This window comes from Pseudomonas reidholzensis, assembly GCF_900536025.1.
GTDB lineage: Bacteria > Pseudomonadota > Gammaproteobacteria > Pseudomonadales > Pseudomonadaceae > Aquipseudomonas > Aquipseudomonas reidholzensis.
The window spans coordinates 375,714-393,540 of the sequence record NZ_UNOZ01000002.1 but is presented as its reverse complement, the minus strand read 5'-3'; the positions used below and the strand labels follow the sequence as shown (position 1 = coordinate 393,540).

Sequence of the window (17,827 nt, the reverse complement as noted above, 5' to 3'; positions counted from 1 at the left end):
TCGATCACACTATCTGTGCCCTCCCGGATCCTGTGGGAGCGGGTTTACCCGCGAAGGGCCGCAAAGCGGCCCCGGCGATCTACCTGACCATGTGCAGGAACTGCATGTGCCGCTCGTACTGGTCAAGGATGTCGTTGATGATCTGCTCCTTGCTGTAGCCGACCAGATCGTAATCCTGGCTACCCTCTGACAGATGCACCTCCGCCCGGTAATAGCGGCGGTTCTTCAGGTCCTGCGTACCCAGCCCACCCAAGGCGAACGACGGCGTGAAGTACCCGCGCATCTGCACCTGGTAGATGAACGGCTGCTCCTCGCCATGGCCGATCTTCAGGCTGACGTTGTCATGGCTCGGGTCATCCTGGGTAATCAGCACCAGGCCTTTCTGCTCGAACACCTCGCGCACTTCGTTGATCGCCGGGCGCACCACGTCGTCCATGAACCGGTACACCTCGTCACGCGACGGGAAGTGCACCGCCTGGCTCAGGCGCTGGCGCCAGCCACCTCGACCGCGGCGGCTCTGGGCGAACGGTGCCAGCGAGTGCATCTGCGCGATGCGCCGCTGCGATTCGAGGTAGAACGCCTTGTGCAGCCCCCACATCATGCACAGCAGGATCAACGAGAACGGCAGCGAGGTCAGCACCACCGCCGACTTCAGCGAGTCGATACTGCCGGCGAACAGCAAGGCGCTGGTGATCAGCGCGGTCATCGCGCCCCAGAAGATCCGCAGCCAGTTCGGCCCGTCTTCATCCGCCCCACCGCCCGTGGCCGAGAGGGTCGAAAGCACCACGGTGCCGGAGTCGGCAGAGGTGACGAAGAACACGAAGCTAATGAACACCGTGACGGCGATCACCGTCTTGCTCCACGGGTAGGTCTCGAGCAGCAGGTACAGGCTCATCGACGGGTTATCAAGCGCCGACTGGCCGAGCGCGGTCATGCCGTGGTTGATCACCTGGTCCAGTGCGCTGTTGCCGAAGATCGACATCCACGCCAGGGTGAAGCCCAGCGGAATCAGCAGCACGCCAAAGACGAACTCACGGATCGTCCGGCCGCGCGAAATACGCGCGATGAACAGCCCCACGAACGGCGCCCAGGCAATCCACCAGGCCCAGTAGAACACCGTCCAGCCGCCCAGCCAGTCGCGGTTCTCGCCATAGGCATAGACGTCGAAGCTCTTGCGCGGCAAGGCGCCCAGATAGTCACCAAGGTTCTGGATGAGGGTGTTGAACAGGTGCTGGGTAGGCCCGGCGAACAGCACGAACAGCAGCAGCGCGCAGGCCAGGAACAGGTTGATGTCGGACATCACCCGCACGCCCTTCTCTACCCCGGCGACTGCCACGGCCACGGCCGCGCCCATCATCAGGGTGATCAGGATGACCTGTACCCACTGGCTGTGCTGGATGCCGAACAGGTAGTCGAGGCCGGCGTTCAGGTGCAACACGCCAAAGCCCATGTCGGCGCCCAGGCCGAACACCGTGGCGATGATGCCGAAGCCGTCCACCGCATAGCCGATCGGGCCATTGATGCGCTTGCCGATCAGCGGGTACAGCGCCGAGCGCAGCGCCAGCGGCAGGTTGTGGCGATAAGCAAAGTAGGCCAGCGCCATGCCGACGAAGGCGAACACGCCCCAGCCATGCAGGCCCCAGTGCAGGAACAGGATCTGCATCGCCTGGCGCCCGGCCTCGGCCGTGCCGCCTTCGCCTTGCGGCGGCTGGAGCATGTGGGTCAGCGGTTCGGAGACGCAGAAGAAGAACAGCGTGATGCTGATGCCGGCGGCGAACAGCATGCCGGCCCATGACAGGTAGCTGAACTCGGGTTCGTCGTGGTCGGCACCGAGCTTGATCTTGCCGTAGCCGGACAAGGCGGTGACCACCACGAAGACCAGGTACAGGGTCATCGCCAGCATGTAGTACCAGCCGACCGTGTTGGCCGCCCAGTTTTGCGCGGCGAGCAACCAGTCGCCTGCCGCTTGCGGGTTGGCGATGACCACGAGGCCGAAAATGAGGATGAAGCTTGCCGCGAAATAGAACACCGGAGGGTTCATGCGGATCTGGCTGGTGGGGTTGGGCGGTGCACTCATTGGGTGGGCACCTCGGGAGACGACGATGGGTTCGTAGAGAACGGGTTCAGCAAAGGGGCTCCTCCTGTTGAACACCGGCAGCGACCAGCGTTTACATTGAACAAGCGTTCAAGTTAAACATGGATCGGCAGTCAATTGCGACCCGGGGGCGCCAGGCGGGCGGGCATCTGCGTCGGCCTCTTCGCGGGTAAACCCGCTCCCACAGGGTCTTGCGCTATCCCTGTAGGAGCGGGTTTTACCCGCGAAGAGGCCAGTGCTGAAACCCTGTGGCTACTTCTGCCCCTCGCAGTCGAGCTGCAGGTTGGCCTGGGTAATGTTGCTCTCGGCCGGCACGCTGCGGGTCAGCCAGACATTGCCGCCAATGGTCGAGCCCTTGCCGATGGTGATACGCCCGAGAATAGTCGCGCCGGCGTAGATCACCACATCATCTTCAACGATCGGATGGCGCGGGTGCCCTTTATGCAAAGTGCCCGACTCGTCCGCCGGGAAGCGCTTGGCGCCCAGGGTCACGGCCTGATAGATGCGCACCCGCTCGCCAATGATCGCGGTCTCGCCGATCACCACGCCGGTGCCATGGTCGATGAAGAAGCTCGGGCCGATCTGCGCGCCGGGGTGGATGTCGATGCCGGTGGCCGAATGCGCCAGCTCCGAGCTGATCCGCGCCAGCAGCGGCAGCCCGGCCTGGTACAGGTGGTGGGCCAGGCGGTGATGGATGATCGCCAGGATGCCCGGGTAGCACAGCAGCACCTCATCGACGCTGCGCGCCGCCGGGTCGCCGTGGTAGGCCGCCAGCACATCGGTGTCGAGCAGCACGCGCAGCGCCGGCAGCGCCGCGGCGAAGTCCTGGATCAGGCGCAGGGCGTGCGCGTCGACATCGCTCAGGTCGGTCTTGCCCTGGCGCGTGGCGTAGCGCAGCTCCAGCCGCGCCTGGGTCAGCAGTGCGGTCAGCGCAGCGTCCAGGGTATGGCCGACATAGAAGTCCTCGCTCTCTTCGCGCAGGTCGACCGGGCCCAGGCGCATCGGGAACAGCGCGCCACAGAGTTGTTCGAGGATGTGTCGCACGGCCTCGCGCGAGGGCAGCTCGCGCCCACCCTGCTCGCCGCTGCTGCGGCCGTTGCGCGTGCGCCACTGCTCACGCGCGCCGCGCAGGCCGCTGACGATGTTGTGCAATTGCCAATGCCCTGGGGCTGGAAGTTCGCTCACGGTGCTCTCCTGGCTGGCGGCATTTTTTGTTGAAAGTGCGAGGTAACGGGCGTGGGACGCCGCCGGTGCAAACCACTGTACGGCAAATCCGCCTCTTGGAAAAAACAACGCTTTATTCCATCCTGCGCTAAGTCGGGCATAAGCAGTGCTGACGCGGGCGCCATTCGTGGCCTACCCTCAAAGCTGCCTACCTGTCACAAAAGGCCATAAGGAAATAACAAAAGAAGTTTTTATTATTTCCAGGTCTATGCAGCCCACCTTTATAGTCGCCACCCACTACTTCCACACCAAGCGCGGGGCCCTGCCATGTCGAAATTTGCCAAACCGCTTCTCAACGCCAGCCTGGCCATCCTGCTCGGCACCGGCCTGTTCAGCCACGCCTTTGCCGGCGAGCAGCTGAACACCATCAAGGACAAGGGCGTCCTCAGTGTCGGCCTGGAAGGCACCTACCCACCGTTCAGCTTCCAGGACGAAAACGGCAAGCTGGCCGGCTTCGAAGTCGAGCTGTCCGAGCTGCTGGCCAAGGAGCTCGGGGTCAAGGCCAAGATCCAGCCGACCAAGTGGGACGGTATTCTCGCGGCCCTGGACTCCAAGCGCCTGGACGTGGTGATCAACCAGGTGACCATCTCCGAAGAGCGCAAGAAGAAGTACGACTTCTCCGAGCCCTACACCGTGTCCGGCATCCAGGCGCTGATCCTGAAGAAGAAAGCCGAGCAGCTGAACATCAAGACCGCCCAGGACCTGGCCGGCAAGAAGGTCGGCGTCGGCCTGGGTACCAACTACGAGCAGTGGGTCAAGCAGGACGTGCCGAAGGCCGAAGTGCGCACCTATGAAGACGACCCGACCAAGTTCGCCGACCTGCGCAACGGCCGCATCGACGCGATCCTGATCGACCGCCTGGCCGCGCTGGAATACGCACAGAAAGCCAAGGACACCGAACTCGCCGGCGCCGCCTTCTCGCGCCTGGAGTCTGGCGTGGCCGTGCGCAAAGGCGAGCCTGAACTGCTCGACGCGATCAACAAGGCGCTGGACAAGCTCAAGGCTGACGGCAGCCTGGCCAAGCTGTCCGAGAAGTACTTTGGCGCTGACGTGACTAAATGATTGAAGAAAGCCTGCAACTGGTAGCCGATTCGGTGCCCTTCCTGCTGAAGGGCGCTGGCTACACGGTCATCCTCAGCGTCGGCGGGATGTTCTTCGGCATGCTACTGGGCTTTGCCCTGGCGTTGATGCGCCTGTCGAAGATCCTCCCGTTGAACTGGCTGGCGCGGATCTACGTGTCGTTCTTTCGCGGCACGCCGCTGCTGGTGCAGCTGTTCGTGATCTACTTCGGCCTGCCGCAGATCGGCATCGAGCTCGACCCGATCCCGGCGTCGCTGATCGGCCTGTCCCTGAACATGGCGGCCTACATCTGCGAGATCCTGCGTGCGGCGATTTCCTCGATCGACCGTGGCCAGTGGGAAGCCTGCGCCAGCATCGGCATGACCCGGACCCAGGCAATGCGCCGCACGATCCTGCCGCAAGCCATGCGCACCGCCCTGCCACCGCTGGGCAACAGCTTCATCTCGCTGGTCAAGGACACCGCCCTGGCGGCGACCATCCAGGTGCCCGAGCTGTTCCGCCAGGCCCAGCTGATCACGGCGCGCACCTTCGAAGTGTTCACCATGTACCTGGCCGTGGCCGTCGTGTACTGGATACTCTGCACGATCCTTGCGCACTTCCAGAACCGCATGGAAGCGCGGGTCAACCAGCATGACCAGGAGCACTGAAGATGATCGTAGTAAAAGGCCTGAGCAAGCAGTTCAAGGGCCAGACCGTGCTCAACGGCATCGACCTGACGGTCAAGCCGGGTGAAGTGATTGCCATCATCGGCCCCAGCGGCTCGGGCAAGACCACCTTTCTGCGCTGCCTCAACCTGCTGGAGACGCCCGATGCCGGGCACATCCAGATCGGTGACATCAGTATCGATGCCAACCGCTCGCTGGGCAGCCAGCAGACGGCCATTCGCCGCTTGCGCCAGCAGGCCGGGTTCGTCTTCCAGAACTTCAACCTGTTCCCCCACCGCACTGCGCTGGAGAACGTTGTCGAAGGGCCGCTGGTGGTCAAGAAGACCCCGCGTGACCAGGCCCTTGAACTGGGCCGGCGGTTGCTCGCCAAGGTCGGCCTGGCGGGCAAGGAAGACGCCTACCCACGGCGCCTGTCCGGCGGCCAGCAGCAACGCGTGGCGATTGCCCGGGCGTTGGCGATGGAGCCGGAGGTGATCCTGTTCGACGAACCGACCTCGGCGCTCGACCCCGAGCTGGTTGGCGAGGTGCTCGAGACCATCCGCGGCCTGGCCGAGGAGAAACGCACCATGGTCATCGTCACCCACGAGATGAGCTTTGCCCGCGATGTGGCCAACCGGGTGATCTTCTTCGACAAGGGGGTGATCGTCGAGCAAGGCGAAGCCAAGGCGTTGTTTGCCCATCCGAAGGAGGAGCGGACGCGGCAGTTCTTGCGCAAGTTCCTTGGGACGACTGCCAGTCAAGACTAAGCCCCAGCGTTAAATCCTCTATCGCATTCGCGGGTAAACCCGCTCCCACAGGGTTCTCCAAAGACCCTGTGGGAGCGGGTTTACCCGCGAATGCTTTGGGGCTGGCAAAACACCTGTATCAGACCTACCAGTTCTTCTATCAATATTCCTAAACGTTAGTTCATAAAGCGTTTATAAGCGATTAGGGTATATACACCGGACCACCGGACCAGCAAACGTCTGTCGCCACTACCCCAAGCGACACATCCACTTTGTGAGGTAAGGAATGGTCAGGATCACAATCACCCCAGTGCATAACGCCAGGGCATTGAGTGCAGCCAAGGAGCGGTACTGATGTCCAGCCAACCAGAAACCCTATTCTCCAGCGACCTCGACAGCTCGCCATTGCTGCTCCCGGCCAAGGTCCTGCGCAGCGACGCAGAAGCCTTGCAAGCGGCCCACGAACTGGCCGACGTCGCCCGCCAGCAGGCCGCCAAACGCGACCAGCAGCGCAAACTGCCCTGGGCCGAGATCGAGCTGTTCACCCGCAGCGGCCTCGGCAGCATCAGTGTGCCCAAGGCCTTTGGCGGCCCTGACGTGTCGTTCGCCACCGTCGCCGAAGTGTTCCGCATCATCAGCGCCGCCGACCCGGCCCTGGGGCAGATCCCGCAGAACCAGTTCGGCATGCTCCAGCTGCTGCGCCTGACCGCCAGCGAGGCCCAGCAAGCGTTGATCTTCCGCTCGGTGCTCGACGGCTGGCGGATCGGCAATGCCGGCCCCGAACGCGGCACCAAGGACACCCTCACGCTGAAGGCGCGGATCACCCGCGACGGTGACAGCTATCGCATCAGCGGCGAGAAGTTCTACTCCACCGGCGCCCTGTTCGCCCATTGGGTGGCGGTCAAGGCGCTGGACGACGAAGGCCGTCAGCGCCTGGCGTTCGTGCGCCGCGGCAGCCCGGGCCTGCGCATCGTCGATGACTGGTCCGGCTTTGGCCAGCGCACCACCGCCAGCGGCACCGTGCTGCTGGATAACGTGCCGGTCGACGCGGAGCTGGTGATCGACAACTGGCGCCAGCGCGACCGGGCGAATATCCAGGGCGCTGCGTCGCAACTGATCCAGGCGGCGATCGACGCCGGCATCGCCGAAGCGGCCATTGATGAAGCGATCAGCTTTGTTCGCGAGAAGTCGCGGCCGTTCATCGAGGCCAATGTCGAGCGGGCCAGCGACGATCCTTATGTGATCGCCGACATCGGTCGCCTCAAGCTCGAGCTGCATGCCGCCGAGGCATTGCTGCGCCGGGCCGCACGGGTGCTCGACGAGGTCAATGCCGGGGAAATCGACGATGACGCCGCCGCGCGCGCCTCGATTGCCGTGGCCGAAGCCAAGGTGCTGACCACCGAGATCGCCCTGCAGGCCAGCGAGAAGCTCTTCGAGCTGGCCGGCAGCCGGGCCACGCTGGCCGAGTTCAACCTTGATCGGCACTGGCGCAATGCCCGGGTGCACACCCTGCACGACCCGGTGCGCTGGAAGTATCACGCGGTGGGCGCCTGGCACCTGAACGGCACCCGTCCTGCCCGACATTCCTGGATCTGAGTGAGCGCCTGGGGCCGCCTTGCGGCCCTTCGCGGGTAAACCCGCTCCCACAGGGAACCACGCCGATCCTGAGATCTGCGCCGTACCTGTGGGAGCGGGCTTGCCCCGCGAAGGGCCGCACGGCGGCCCCATGGCCCCGGAGAACACTATGAACGCATCCGTCATCACCAGCGACGCCCAGGCCCTGGCCGTCGCCGAACACATTGCCCAGCAACTGCGCCGCGACAGCGCCCTGCGCGACCGCGAGCGCCGCCTGCCGCACGCCGAACTGGAGCTGTTCACCCGCTCCGGCCTGTGGGCCATCAGCGTACCCAAGGCCTTTGGCGGCGCCGGCGTGTCCAACGTCACCCTGGCCCAGGTCATCGCCCGCATCGCCCAGGCCGACGCCTCGCTGGGGCAGATCCCGCAGAACCATTTCTATGCCCTCGAAGTGCTGCGGGTAAACGCCAGCCCTGAACAACAGCAGCGCCTGTACGCCGAGGTGCTGTCCGGTCGACGCTTCGGCAACGCCCTGGCCGAGCTGGGCACCAAGACTTCGCACGACCGCACCACCCGCCTCAGCCGTGACGGCGCGGGCTATCGCATCAACGGCCGCAAGTTCTACTCCACCGGCGCCCTCTACGCGCAACGCATCCCGACCTCGGTGATCGATGACGACGGCATCCAGCAGCTGGCCTTCGTGCCGGCCGACAGCCAGGGCCTGCAAGTGATCGACGACTGGAGCGGCTTCGGCCAGCGCACCACCGGCAGCGGCTCGGTGGTGTTCGACAACGTCTATGTCACTGCCGACGACGTGGTGCCGTTCCAGAGCGCCTTCGAGCGGCCAACCACGGTCGGCCCGCTGGCGCAGATCCTCCACGCCGCGATCGACACCGGCATTGCCCGCGCCGCCTACGAAGACGCCCTGCACTTCGTCCGTACGCGCAGCCGGCCGTGGGTCGACTCCGGCCTGGACAAAGCCAGCGAAGACCCACTGACCCTGAAGAGCTTCGGTCACCTGTCGATCCGCCTGCACGCCGCTGAAGCGCTGCTGGAACGCGCCGGCGAATACCTCGACCGCGCCCGCGACGACAGCACCGCCGACAACGTCGCCGCTGCCTCGATCGCCGTCGCCGAGGCCCGCGCCATCAGCACCGAGATCTCACTCGCCGCCGGCACCACGCTGTTCGAACTGGCCGGCAGCCAGGCCACCCTGGCCGAGCACAACCTCGACCGCCACTGGCGCAACGCCCGCGTGCACACCCTGCACGACCCGGTGCGCTGGAAGTACCACGCGATCGGCAACTACTACCTCAACGAGGTCAATCCGCCGCGCCGAGGCACGATCTGATGAGCAAGCAGATCCTCCTCAACGCGTTCAACATGAACTGCATCGGCCACATCAACCACGGCCTGTGGACGCACCCGCGCGACACCTCGACCCAGTACAAGTCGCTGGCGTACTGGACGAGCCTGGCCAAGCTGCTCGAACGCGGCCTGTTCGACGGCCTGTTCATCGCCGACATCGTCGGCACCTACGACGTCTATGGGCAATCGGTCGAGGTGCCGCTGAAAGAGTCGATCCAGCTGCCGGTCAACGACCCGCTGCTGCTGGTCTCGGCCATGGCTGCGGTGACCGAGCACCTGGGCTTCGGCCTGACCGCCAACCTTACCTACGAGGCGCCGTACCTGTTCGCCCGGCGGCTGTCGACGCTCGACCACCTGAGCAACGGCCGGGTCGGCTGGAACATCGTCACCGGCTACCTCGACAGCGCCGCCCGCGCCATGGGCCTGGAGCAGCAGCCCGAGCACGACCGGCGCTACGACCAGGCCGAGGAATACCTGCAGGTGCTGTACAAGCTGCTCGAAGGCAGTTGGGACGACGACGCCGTGGTCGCCGACCGCGAACAGCGCGTGTATGCCCGGCCCGACAAGGTGCACAAGGTCGAGCACCAGGGTGAGTTCTACAAGGTCGAGGGCTATCACCTCTGCGAGCCCTCGCCGCAGCGCACGCCGGTGCTGTTCCAGGCCGGCAGCTCGCCGCGTGGCCTGGCCTTTGCCGGCAACCATGCCGAATGCGTGTTCATCAGTGGCCAGGACCACGCCGCCACCCGCGCCCAGGTCGACAAGGTGCGCGCCGCCGCCCAGGCGGCAGGCCGCGACCCGCAGGCGGTCAAGGTGTTCATGGGCATCACCGTGATCGTCGCGCCCACCGAGCAGGAGGCGCACGCCAAGCATGCCGAGTACCTGCGCTACGCCAGCGCCGAAGCCGGTGTCGCCCACTTTGCCAGCTCCACCGGCATCGACTTTGCCGCCTATGACCTGGACGAGCCGATCGGCTTTGCCAAGGGTAACGCGATCCAGTCGGCCACCCGTCAGCTACAGGACAACGCCTGGACCCGCCGCCGCCTGCTCGAGCAGCACGCCCTCGGCGGGCGCTACGTGACCCTGGTCGGCAGCCCCGAACAGGTCGCCGACGGCTTGATCGCCTGGCTCGACGAGACCGGCCTGGACGGCTTCAACCTGACCCGCACCGTCACCCCGGAAAGCTACGAAGACTTCATCGACCTGGTCGTCCCCGAACTGCAACGCCGCGGCCGTTACAAGACCGCCTACCAGGCCGGCAGCCTGCGCGAAAAACTCTTCGCCAGCGATCAGCCGCACCTGCCCGCCGACCATCCCGGCGCCACGTACCGCACCCCTACCCCTGCCCCGACTGGAGCCCTGCGCCATGCTTGATAAACTGTTCCGGCCCGTCGCGGCCGCTGTGTTGTCCCTCGCCATCGGTGGCCACGCCCTGGCCGCCGACCCGCTCAAGATCGGCACCACCGCCGCCTTTGCCATCCCGCTCGAAGCGGCGGTGGAAGAGGCGCACAAGCAAGGCCTGGAAGTGAAGCTGATCGAGTTCAGCGACTGGATCGCGCCCAACGTCAGCCTCAACAGCGGCGACATCGACGTGAACTACTTCCAGCACATCCCCTTCCTGGAGAACGCCAAGGCCGCCGCCGGTTTCGACCTGGTGCCGTACAAGCCCGGGATCATCAACAACGTCGGCCTGTACTCGAAAAAGTACAAAAGCTTCGCCGAGCTGCCCGAAGGCGCCAGCGTGGCCATCGCCAACGACCCGATCAACAGCGGCCGCGGCCTGCAACTGCTGGCCAAGGCCGGCTTGATCACGCTCAAGCCCGGGGTCGGCTACAAGGCCACCGAGGACGACATCGTCGCCAACCCGAAGAAGCTGAAGATTCTTCAGGTCGAGGCGGTGCAACTGGTGCGCGCCTATGACGACGCCGAACTGGTCCAGGGCTACCCGGCCTACATCCGCCTGGCCAACACCTTCGACGCCACCTCGGCGCTGCTGTTCGACGGCCTGGAGAACAAGGAATACGTGATCCAGTTCGTCATCCGTCCGCAAACCAAGGACGACCCGCGCCTGGCCAAGTTCGTCGACATCTACCAGCACTCGCCGGCCGTGCGCGCCGCCCTCAACAAAGCCCACGGCAGCCTCTACCAGGCCGGCTGGGAAGGCTGACATGAGCAACGCCAGCGCCCTCAGGGCGCCCACTGCCCCCGCCACGCCGGCGCCCGGGCGCGAAACGGCCCTGCGCCCGGAGGTCAACCAGGCCCATGTGCGCTTCATCGGCCTCGGCAAGACCTACGCCGGCCAGGCCCAGCCTGCGCTGCACGGCATTGACCTGAACATCCGCCGCGGCGAGATCTTCGGCATCATTGGCCGCAGCGGCGCCGGCAAGTCGTCGCTGCTGCGCACCATCAACCGCCTCGAGCAGCCGAGTCAGGGCCGGGTGCTGATCGACCAGGTCGACATCGCGCCCTTCGACGAAGACCGCCTGGTCGCGTTGCGCCGGCGCATCGGCATGATCTTCCAGCACTTCAACCTGATGTCGGCGAAGACCGTCTGGCAGAACGTCGAACTGCCGCTCAAGGTCGCCGGCGTGGCCAAGGCCGAGCGCCAGCGCAAGGTGCGCGCGCTGCTCGAACTGGTCGGCCTGGCGGAAAAACACCATGTGTACCCAGCGCAGTTGTCCGGCGGGCAGAAGCAGCGTGTCGGTATCGCCCGGGCGCTGGTCCACGACCCCGAGATCCTGCTGTGCGACGAGGCCACCTCGGCGCTCGACCCGGAGACCACGGCGTCGATCCTCGAGCTGCTGCGCGACATCAACCAGCGCCTGGGCCTGACGGTGGTGCTGATCACCCACGAGATGGCGGTGATCCGTGACATCTGCCACCGCGTAGTGGTGCTCGAGCGCGGCGAAGTGGTCGAGCAGGGCGAGGTCTGGCAGGTGTTCGGCAGCCCGCGCCACGAGGTCACCCGCACCCTGCTCGCGCCGCTCCAGGCCAAGCTGTCGGCAGCCTTGCAAGACAGTCTGCGGGCCAGCCCGGCCAGCCGCGAGGCGGCAGTGGTGCTCAAGCTGGTGGTGATCGGCGAGCTGGAGTTGTCGGGCCTGTTCAAGGACCTCGGCGGCCAGGTCAGCCTGCTCCAGGGCGGTGTCGAGACCATTGGCGAGCACGCGCTGGGGCGCCTGATCCTGTCCGTGCGCGGTTCGGCGCATGAGCCGCACCACTTGCTGGAGCGTGCCCGGCGCTGGGCCGATGACGTGGAGGTACTCGGTTATGTGGGTTGATCGTCTGCTGCAAGGCTTGCTGGATACCCTGCTGATGGTCGGTGTGTCGTCGTTGATCGCGCTGCTGGTCGGCGTGCCGATGGCGGTGCTGCTGGTCACCAGCGACAAGGGCGGGATCTACCAGGCGCCGTTGCTGAACCGGGTGCTGGGGGCGTTCGTCAATCTGTTCCGCTCGATCCCGTTCCTGATCCTGATGGTCGCGCTGATTCCGTTCACCCGGCTGGTGGTCGGCACCACTTACGGGGTGTGGGCCGCGGTGGTGCCGCTGACGATTGCCGCGACGCCGTTCTTCGCGCGCATCGCCGAGGTGAGCTTGCGTGAGGTCGACCATGGTTTGGTCGAGGCGGCGCAGGCGATGGGGTGCCGGCGTTGGCACATCGTCTGGCATGTGCTGCTGCCAGAGGCGCTGCCGGGGATCGTCGGCGGCTTCACGATCACCCTGGTGACCATGATCAACTCGTCGGCGATGGCCGGGGCGATTGGTGCCGGGGGGTTGGGGGATATCGCCTATCGCTATGGGTATCAGCGCTTCGACAGCCAGATCATGCTGACGGTGATCGTCATGCTGGTGGCGTTGGTCGCGGTGATTCAGCTGGGGGGGGATCGCTTGGCGAAAGGCTTGAACAAGCGTTGATGCCTCGCGGGCAAGCCCACTCCTACAGGTTTCGCGGTGACCCCTGTAGGAGCGGGCTTGCCGGGACGCCGGACCGCCGCGAAGGGCCGTAAAGCGGCCCCAAAAACATCAATCCCAGCGCAAGTCTTCAGCCGGCACCGGCCGGCCAAACCAATACCCCTGCCCCAACTGACACTGCTGCTCCAGCAGGAACTGCGCCTGCTCCGCCTGTTCGACCCCTTCGGCATGCACCTGCATGCCCATGCTCCGCGCCAGGGCGATGATCACCCGCACGATCGCGATGTCATCCTCGTCCTGCGGCAACCCGGCGACAAAGCCCTGGTCGATCTTCAGCTTCTGCACCGGCAAACGCTTGAGCCGCAGCAGCGAGGAATACCCCGTACCGAAATCATCGATCGCCAGGCTCAAGCCCAGCTCGCGCAACCGGTGCAACTGCTCCAGCGCCACCTCCGGGTCTTCCATCACCGCGCTTTCAGTGACTTCCAGCTCCAGCAGCGCCGGGTCCAGGCCCGTTTCGGCCAGCACCTCGGCCACCTGCCGGTACAGCGTACGCTGGCCGAATAGGCGGCTGGACAGGTTCACCGCGACAAACGCCAGCGCATGCCCGTCGGCCTGCCACTGGACCATCTGCCGACACGCCTGGCGCAACACCCAGGCATCGATCTCGGCGATCAGCCCGGTGCGCTCGGCAATCGGGATGAACTCGCCCGGCGGCACCAGGCCGCGTTGCGGATGCTCCCAGCGGACCAAGGCCTCGACCCCGACCCGCTTGCCGCTGGCCAGGTCATGCACCGGCTGGAAGAACACCCGCAGCTCCTCCTGCTCCAGCGCCCGGCGCAACTCGCTGGCAGTCTCGACCCGATGCTGGGCATGCGCGGTCAATTCTTCGGTGTACAGCGCATAACAGGCGCGGCCATTGTTCTTGGCCTTGAACAGCGCCGCGTCGGCGTTGCGCAGCAGCTGCTCGGCACTCAGCGCGTCACTGGGGAACAGGCCGATGCCGACGCTGACGCTGATGAACAAGCGGTGCTCGTCGAAGCTGAACGGCTCGCGCATGCGCTCGATGATGTCCTGGGCAACGGTGGCGGCCTGGCCGACCTGCTGGCAGTTCTCCAGCAGCACGCCGAACTCGTCGCCCCCCAGCCGGGCCAGGGTCACGCCATTGCCGAGCAGCTCGCGCAGACGCTCGCCGACCAGCTTGAGCAACTGGTCGCCAATGGTGTGGCCCAGGCCGTCGTTGATGCTCTGGAAGTGGTCGAGGTCGAGCAGCAACAGGCCACAGCCGCGCTTGTTGGCCTGGGCGAGGGCCAGCGCCTGCTCGGCGCGATCATTGAACAGCAGCCGGTTGGGCAGGCCGGTCAGCGGGTCATGGTGGGCGAGGAACGCCAGTTCCTGCTCGGAGTGTTTGATCGCGCTGATGTCGCTGAACACCGCGACGAAGTGGGTAAGTTCATCGTTGTCGTCGCGAATGGCGCAGATCGTCTGCCATTGCGGATAGATTTCACCGCTTTTGCGGCGGTTCCAGATTTCCCCGCTCCACTGGCCGTCACGTTCCAGCGCGGTGTAGATCTGCTGGTAGAACGGTGCGCCATGGCGGCCCGACTTGAACTTGCTCGGGCGCTGGCCGATGACCTCGTCCTGCTGGTAACCGGTGATGCGCATGAACGCGCGGTTGACGTGCACGATCAGGCCGTTGCGGTCGGTCACCAGCACGCCTTCGAGGGTGCTGTCGAACACCGCTGCGGCCATGCGCAGGCGCTCGCGGTCCTCGCTGCGCAGGCGCGCACCGATACCGATGAAGTTGAGCAGGCGGGCGCGGGTGATGAAGATCAGAAACCCGCTGAACAGCACCCACACCAGCACATTGATGCAGCGCCCCAGGTTCAGCGCCAACGGGCTCTCGGTCCACTGCTGCAGGAGCTGCTCGGCCAGCACCAGCCAGAGCATCGAGAACACCACGTAGAGCGCGGCCATGCGCAAGGCGTCGCGAACGGAAACAGACATGTCGGGTGGGTAAGCCCATGAAAAAAGAATTGGTATTATAAGGGGGGAAACATGCCGTGACGCATTCCCAGATCATAATTCGCGTCAGGCCGAGTGCCCGTCATCGCCGGGCGAGCCCGCCCCCACGCGGGCTGCAGTGCCTGAACGGGCACTGGCGGGCCACGCGCACGGTGACGCAGGGCTCTGGTTTTATTTCCCCGCGAGGGGATAATGCCAAGCGCAACTTCCCCCGTTTTTCCGAGGGCTTCTACACCTATGTGGTACTACGGTTTACTCGATCTGTCGGCCTGGCAACTGGTCGCGGTCACCTTGCTGATGACCCACGTGACCATTGTCAGCGTCACGATCTACCTGCATCGCTATTCGGCGCACCGCTCGCTCGAGCTGAACGCCGGGCTGAAGCACTTCTTCCGCTTCTGGCTGTGGCTGACCACGGCGCAGAACACCCGTGAGTGGACGGCCATCCACCGCAAGCACCACGCCAAGTGCGAAACCGCCGACGACCCGCACAGCCCGCTGTTCAAGGGCCTGGGCACGGTGTTGCGCAAGGGCGCCGAGCTCTATCGCGAAGAGGCGCGCAACCCCGAGACCCTGCGCATCTATGGCAAGAACTGCCCGGATGACTGGATCGAGCGCAACCTCTACTCGCGCTACAAGCTCGGCGGTATCGCCCTGATGGCGGTCATCGACCTGCTGCTGTTCGGCACCATCGGCATCACCATCTGGGCCATCCAGATGATGTGGATCCCGGTGTGGGCCGCCGGCGTGGTCAATGGCCTCGGCCATGCGGTCGGTTACCGCAACTTCGAGTGCCGCGACGCCGCCACCAACCTGGTGCCGTGGGGCATCCTGATCGGCGGTGAAGAACTGCACAACAACCATCACACCTACCCCAACTCGGCCAAGCTGTCGGTCAAGCGCTGGGAGTTCGACATGGGCTGGGCGTGGATACGCCTGCTGAGCCTGCTGCGCCTGGCCAAGGTGCAGCGCGTGGCGCCGATCGCCCACCGCGTCGAAGGCAAGGCCAACCTGGACATGGACACGGCCATGGCGATCCTCAACAACCGCTTCCAGATCATGGCCCAGTACCGCAAGCTGGTGATCGCGCCGCTGGTCAAGCAGGAGCTGGACAAGGTCGACGCCTCGGTGCGCCATCGCTTCCGCCGGGCCAAGCGCCTGTTGTCGCGCGAGACCAGCCTGCTGCAAGACCGCCATCACCTGCGTATCGAGTCGATGCTCGCGCACAGCCAGTCGCTCAAGACCATCTATGAAAAGCGCCTGGCCCTGCAGCAGATCTGGGCGCGCACCAGCGCCAACGGCCACGACATGCTCGCGGCCATGAAAGACTGGGTGCACGAGGCCGAGGCCAGTGGCATCCAGTCGCTGCGCGACTTTGCCGGCCAACTCAAGACCTACTCGCTGCGCCCCACCGCCTGACCGCCGTTGATCGACACGCCCCGTCCTGGGGCGTGTGGTCCGGAACTTCACCCCCGATTTTCACTCGAATTCGGCATATCGCCCGCGTGGCGGGCCGGATTGTGGCCGCACGCTTCCAGCCGAGAATCGCTCCGTGCTCATGGCCAATAAAAATCCACCCGCGCCGCCCACGCATCGCCCTCCCGAAGTTGCCCAGACGCTGCTTGCGCTGCTCCACGCCCAAGGCGAAGTCGCCCGCCTGAGTGAGCGTGAGCAACTGTTCAGCTCGCTGCTCGACAGCGTCAACGCGGTGCTCTGGGCGTTCGACTGGGAGAGCCGCCAGGTGCTTTACGTGAGCCCGGCCTTCGAGCGCATCTTCGGCCGCCCGGTGAGCCTGGTGCTGGCCGACTACAACGAGTGGCGCGACAGCATCTACCCGGATGACCTGGAGTACGCCGAGCACAGCATGGCCCAGGTGCTGGTCAAAGGTGCGGTGGAAGACCGCGAGTACCGCATCATCAATGCCCAGGGCGAAGTGCGCTGGCTGAGTGACAAGTGCTTCATCAACCAGCAGCGCGAGGGTGAAGACCGGGTGATCATCGTCGGCATCGCCGAAGACATCACCGACAAGAAGCAGCTCGAAGGTGAGCTGCAACGCTTGGCCACCACCGACGTACTGACCCAGAGCAGCAACCGTCGGCACTTCTTCGAATGCGCCCAGCAGGCGTTCGACACGGCCCGCGAAGACGGCTCGGCGCTGGCCTTCCTGCTGCTAGATATCGATGACTTCAAGCTGATCAATGACAGCTATGGCCACCAAGAGGGTGACCAAGTGCTGCAACGCATAGCCGACAGCGGCAAGGCGGTGTTGCGCCGGGGTGATCAGTTCGGGCGCATCGGCGGTGAAGAGTTTGCAGCCGTGTTCCCCGGCTGCACGGCCGAGGTCGCCGAGCAGATTGCCGAGCGCTTGCAGCGTGAGATCCAGCGGTTGAGCTTTACCCATGGGCAGCAGGCCTATGGTGTGACCGTGAGCCAGGGCCTGACCGGGCTGACCGCTGCCGACGACAGCCTCGACAGCCTGTTCGCCCGCGCGGACGCCGCGATGTACCAGGCCAAGCGCCAGGGCAAGAACCAGATCGTACGCGGCTGACCCTGGGGGCCGCTTTGCGGCCCCAGCAATCTAGCCGTCAGCGCTGAGCCAGCGCCCTGCTCATCCCCATCTCCATGTCATCGATCAGCGCTTTGGCAAACCCGCTGAGGATCCGCACCGCACTCCCCGCTTGCCGATCACCCTCCATCTCTGCCTCCGTCGCCAGGTGCCGAATGCACCCCAACAACACCGACAATTCGGAAAACGCATGGTCGAGCGGAATATCCTCACGCACCCGAAACAGGTCCATGAACGGCTCAGTCCCCACCGTGCGCCCCTGCAGCAGAAAGTCACTCATGTGCCTCCCCCTTCGCTCTCGCGTGGACGACCAAGGTGCAGATCATCTGCGAAAGCATCTGGGCATTCTCGAGGCGGAAATCACCCGCATCGATGTGTTCGGCGCTCAGGTAGGATTCGAGGTTTTGGTTGAGCGAGTCCATCAGCGTGCTGGCAGCGGCCAGCGCATCATCGGCCGCGAGGTCGCTGATGATCGAGAAGTAGGAAACAGGTGGGGTGAGGGGTGGATCGGGGACAATCTTTTTCATGGTCAGAACTCTCGTGTGGTTTCAGAGAACCACCACTGGCGTCCTTTCTCACGGAACGAGGGTGGCAGCCG

At 65.0% G+C, this 17,827-nt stretch carries 16 protein-coding genes; 11 read left to right on the top strand and 5 right to left on the bottom strand.

What is annotated here, in order from left to right:
* Positions 1 to 79 precede the first annotated feature (79 nt).
* On the bottom strand, positions 80 to 2,041 hold the full coding sequence (gene betT, locus CCOS865_RS01900) for a choline transporter BetT (RefSeq protein ID WP_167469001.1): 1,962 nt from the start codon (positions 2,039 to 2,041) through the stop codon (positions 80 to 82).
* A 306-nt stretch (positions 2,042 to 2,347) separates the two neighbouring features.
* Positions 2,348 to 3,280: a serine O-acetyltransferase EpsC gene (gene epsC / locus CCOS865_RS01895; RefSeq protein ID WP_119137378.1), complete on the bottom strand. Its 933-nt coding sequence runs from the start codon at positions 3,278 to 3,280 to the stop codon at positions 2,348 to 2,350.
* 306 nt (positions 3,281 to 3,586) lie between these two features.
* On the opposite strand from epsC, the gene tcyJ reads away from it, so the two are divergent.
* The 9 genes from tcyJ (at position 3,587) to CCOS865_RS01850 (ending at position 12,641) form a co-directional block, all read left to right on the top strand.
* Positions 3,587 to 4,381 carry a cystine ABC transporter substrate-binding protein gene (gene tcyJ / locus CCOS865_RS01890; RefSeq protein ID WP_119137376.1) on the top strand — a complete coding sequence of 265 codons (795 nt, stop codon included), beginning with the start codon at positions 3,587 to 3,589 and terminating at the stop codon, positions 4,379 to 4,381.
* Entirely contained in the window at positions 4,378 to 5,046 is a 669-nt protein-coding gene (gene tcyL / locus CCOS865_RS01885) for a cystine ABC transporter permease (protein ID WP_119137374.1), read from the top strand. Before tcyJ ends, tcyL begins: the two co-directional genes overlap by 4 nt.
* A 2-nt stretch (positions 5,047 to 5,048) precedes the next feature.
* Entirely contained in the window at positions 5,049 to 5,810 is a 762-nt protein-coding gene (gene tcyN, locus CCOS865_RS01880) for an L-cystine ABC transporter ATP-binding protein TcyN (protein WP_119137372.1), read from the top strand.
* Positions 5,811 to 6,143: 333 nt separating this feature from the next.
* The gene (locus tag CCOS865_RS01875; protein ID WP_119137370.1) at positions 6,144 to 7,385 is read left to right on the top strand and encodes an SfnB family sulfur acquisition oxidoreductase; all 1,242 of its coding nucleotides are present in this window, start codon (positions 6,144 to 6,146) and stop codon (positions 7,383 to 7,385) included.
* A 148-nt stretch (positions 7,386 to 7,533) separates the two neighbouring features.
* Complete coding sequence (locus CCOS865_RS01870; RefSeq protein ID WP_119137368.1) at positions 7,534 to 8,715, top strand: SfnB family sulfur acquisition oxidoreductase; 1,182 nt, start codon at positions 7,534 to 7,536, stop codon at positions 8,713 to 8,715.
* Positions 8,715 to 10,103: an LLM class flavin-dependent oxidoreductase gene (locus CCOS865_RS01865; protein WP_119137366.1), complete on the top strand. Its 1,389-nt coding sequence runs from the start codon at positions 8,715 to 8,717 to the stop codon at positions 10,101 to 10,103. Before CCOS865_RS01870 ends, CCOS865_RS01865 begins: the two co-directional genes overlap by 1 nt.
* A complete protein-coding gene (locus CCOS865_RS01860; RefSeq protein WP_119137364.1) occupies positions 10,096 to 10,896 on the top strand; it encodes a MetQ/NlpA family ABC transporter substrate-binding protein in 801 nt (266 codons plus the stop codon). Before CCOS865_RS01865 ends, CCOS865_RS01860 begins: the two co-directional genes overlap by 8 nt.
* Before the next feature lies 1 nt (position 10,897).
* Positions 10,898 to 12,007: a methionine ABC transporter ATP-binding protein gene (locus CCOS865_RS01855; protein WP_119137362.1), complete on the top strand. Its 1,110-nt coding sequence runs from the start codon at positions 10,898 to 10,900 to the stop codon at positions 12,005 to 12,007.
* Positions 11,997 to 12,641 (top strand): methionine ABC transporter permease, encoded by a 645-nt coding sequence (locus CCOS865_RS01850; RefSeq protein ID WP_119137360.1) that lies wholly within the window; start codon positions 11,997 to 11,999, stop codon positions 12,639 to 12,641. Before CCOS865_RS01855 ends, CCOS865_RS01850 begins: the two co-directional genes overlap by 11 nt.
* 108 nt (positions 12,642 to 12,749) lie before the next feature.
* On the opposite strand, the gene dibA is transcribed toward CCOS865_RS01850, so the two are convergent.
* Complete coding sequence (dibA, locus tag CCOS865_RS01845) at positions 12,750 to 14,645, bottom strand: phosphodiesterase DibA (RefSeq protein ID WP_119137359.1); 1,896 nt, start codon at positions 14,643 to 14,645, stop codon at positions 12,750 to 12,752.
* 255 nt (positions 14,646 to 14,900) lie between these two features.
* Between dibA and desA the strand changes: the two genes are divergently transcribed.
* Together desA and CCOS865_RS01835 are read left to right on the top strand one after the other, a co-directional pair.
* On the top strand, positions 14,901 to 16,082 hold the full coding sequence (gene desA / locus CCOS865_RS01840) for a delta-9 fatty acid desaturase DesA (protein ID WP_119137357.1): 1,182 nt from the start codon (positions 14,901 to 14,903) through the stop codon (positions 16,080 to 16,082).
* A gap of 139 nt (positions 16,083 to 16,221) precedes the next feature.
* On the top strand, positions 16,222 to 17,211 hold the full coding sequence (locus CCOS865_RS01835) for a GGDEF domain-containing protein (RefSeq protein ID WP_119137355.1): 990 nt from the start codon (positions 16,222 to 16,224) through the stop codon (positions 17,209 to 17,211).
* Positions 17,212 to 17,248: 37 nt separating this feature from the next.
* On the opposite strand, the gene CCOS865_RS01830 is transcribed toward CCOS865_RS01835, so the two are convergent.
* Together CCOS865_RS01830 and CCOS865_RS01825 are read right to left on the bottom strand one after the other, a co-directional pair.
* The gene (locus CCOS865_RS01830) at positions 17,249 to 17,509 is read right to left on the bottom strand and encodes a DUF3077 domain-containing protein (RefSeq protein ID WP_119137353.1); all 261 of its coding nucleotides are present in this window, start codon (positions 17,507 to 17,509) and stop codon (positions 17,249 to 17,251) included.
* Positions 17,502 to 17,756, bottom strand: coding sequence for a hypothetical protein (locus tag CCOS865_RS01825; protein WP_119137351.1), 255 nt, complete (start codon positions 17,754 to 17,756; stop codon positions 17,502 to 17,504). Before CCOS865_RS01825 ends, CCOS865_RS01830 begins: the two co-directional genes overlap by 8 nt.
* Positions 17,757 to 17,827 lie beyond the last annotated feature (71 nt).

Coding starts and splice junctions, on each gene's coding strand:
- betT (WP_167469001.1), bottom strand. CDS start 2,041: ATGAACCCTCCGGTGTTCTATTTCGCGGCAAGCTTCATCCTCATTTTC.
- tcyJ (WP_119137376.1), top strand. CDS start 3,587: ATGTCGAAATTTGCCAAACCGCTTCTCAACGCCAGCCTGGCCATCCTG.
- tcyL (WP_119137374.1), top strand. CDS start 4,378: ATGATTGAAGAAAGCCTGCAACTGGTAGCCGATTCGGTGCCCTTCCTG.
- tcyN (WP_119137372.1), top strand. CDS start 5,049: ATGATCGTAGTAAAAGGCCTGAGCAAGCAGTTCAAGGGCCAGACCGTG.
- CCOS865_RS01875 (WP_119137370.1), top strand. CDS start 6,144: ATGTCCAGCCAACCAGAAACCCTATTCTCCAGCGACCTCGACAGCTCG.
- CCOS865_RS01870 (WP_119137368.1), top strand. CDS start 7,534: ATGAACGCATCCGTCATCACCAGCGACGCCCAGGCCCTGGCCGTCGCC.
- CCOS865_RS01865 (WP_119137366.1), top strand. CDS start 8,715: ATGAGCAAGCAGATCCTCCTCAACGCGTTCAACATGAACTGCATCGGC.
- CCOS865_RS01860 (WP_119137364.1), top strand. CDS start 10,096: ATGCTTGATAAACTGTTCCGGCCCGTCGCGGCCGCTGTGTTGTCCCTC.
- CCOS865_RS01855 (WP_119137362.1), top strand. CDS start 10,898: ATGAGCAACGCCAGCGCCCTCAGGGCGCCCACTGCCCCCGCCACGCCG.
- CCOS865_RS01850 (WP_119137360.1), top strand. CDS start 11,997: ATGTGGGTTGATCGTCTGCTGCAAGGCTTGCTGGATACCCTGCTGATG.
- dibA (WP_119137359.1), bottom strand. CDS start 14,645: ATGTCTGTTTCCGTTCGCGACGCCTTGCGCATGGCCGCGCTCTACGTG.
- desA (WP_119137357.1), top strand. CDS start 14,901: ATGTGGTACTACGGTTTACTCGATCTGTCGGCCTGGCAACTGGTCGCG.
- CCOS865_RS01835 (WP_119137355.1), top strand. CDS start 16,222: ATGGCCAATAAAAATCCACCCGCGCCGCCCACGCATCGCCCTCCCGAA.
- CCOS865_RS01830 (WP_119137353.1), bottom strand. CDS start 17,509: ATGAGTGACTTTCTGCTGCAGGGGCGCACGGTGGGGACTGAGCCGTTC.
- CCOS865_RS01825 (WP_119137351.1), bottom strand. CDS start 17,756: ATGAAAAAGATTGTCCCCGATCCACCCCTCACCCCACCTGTTTCCTAC.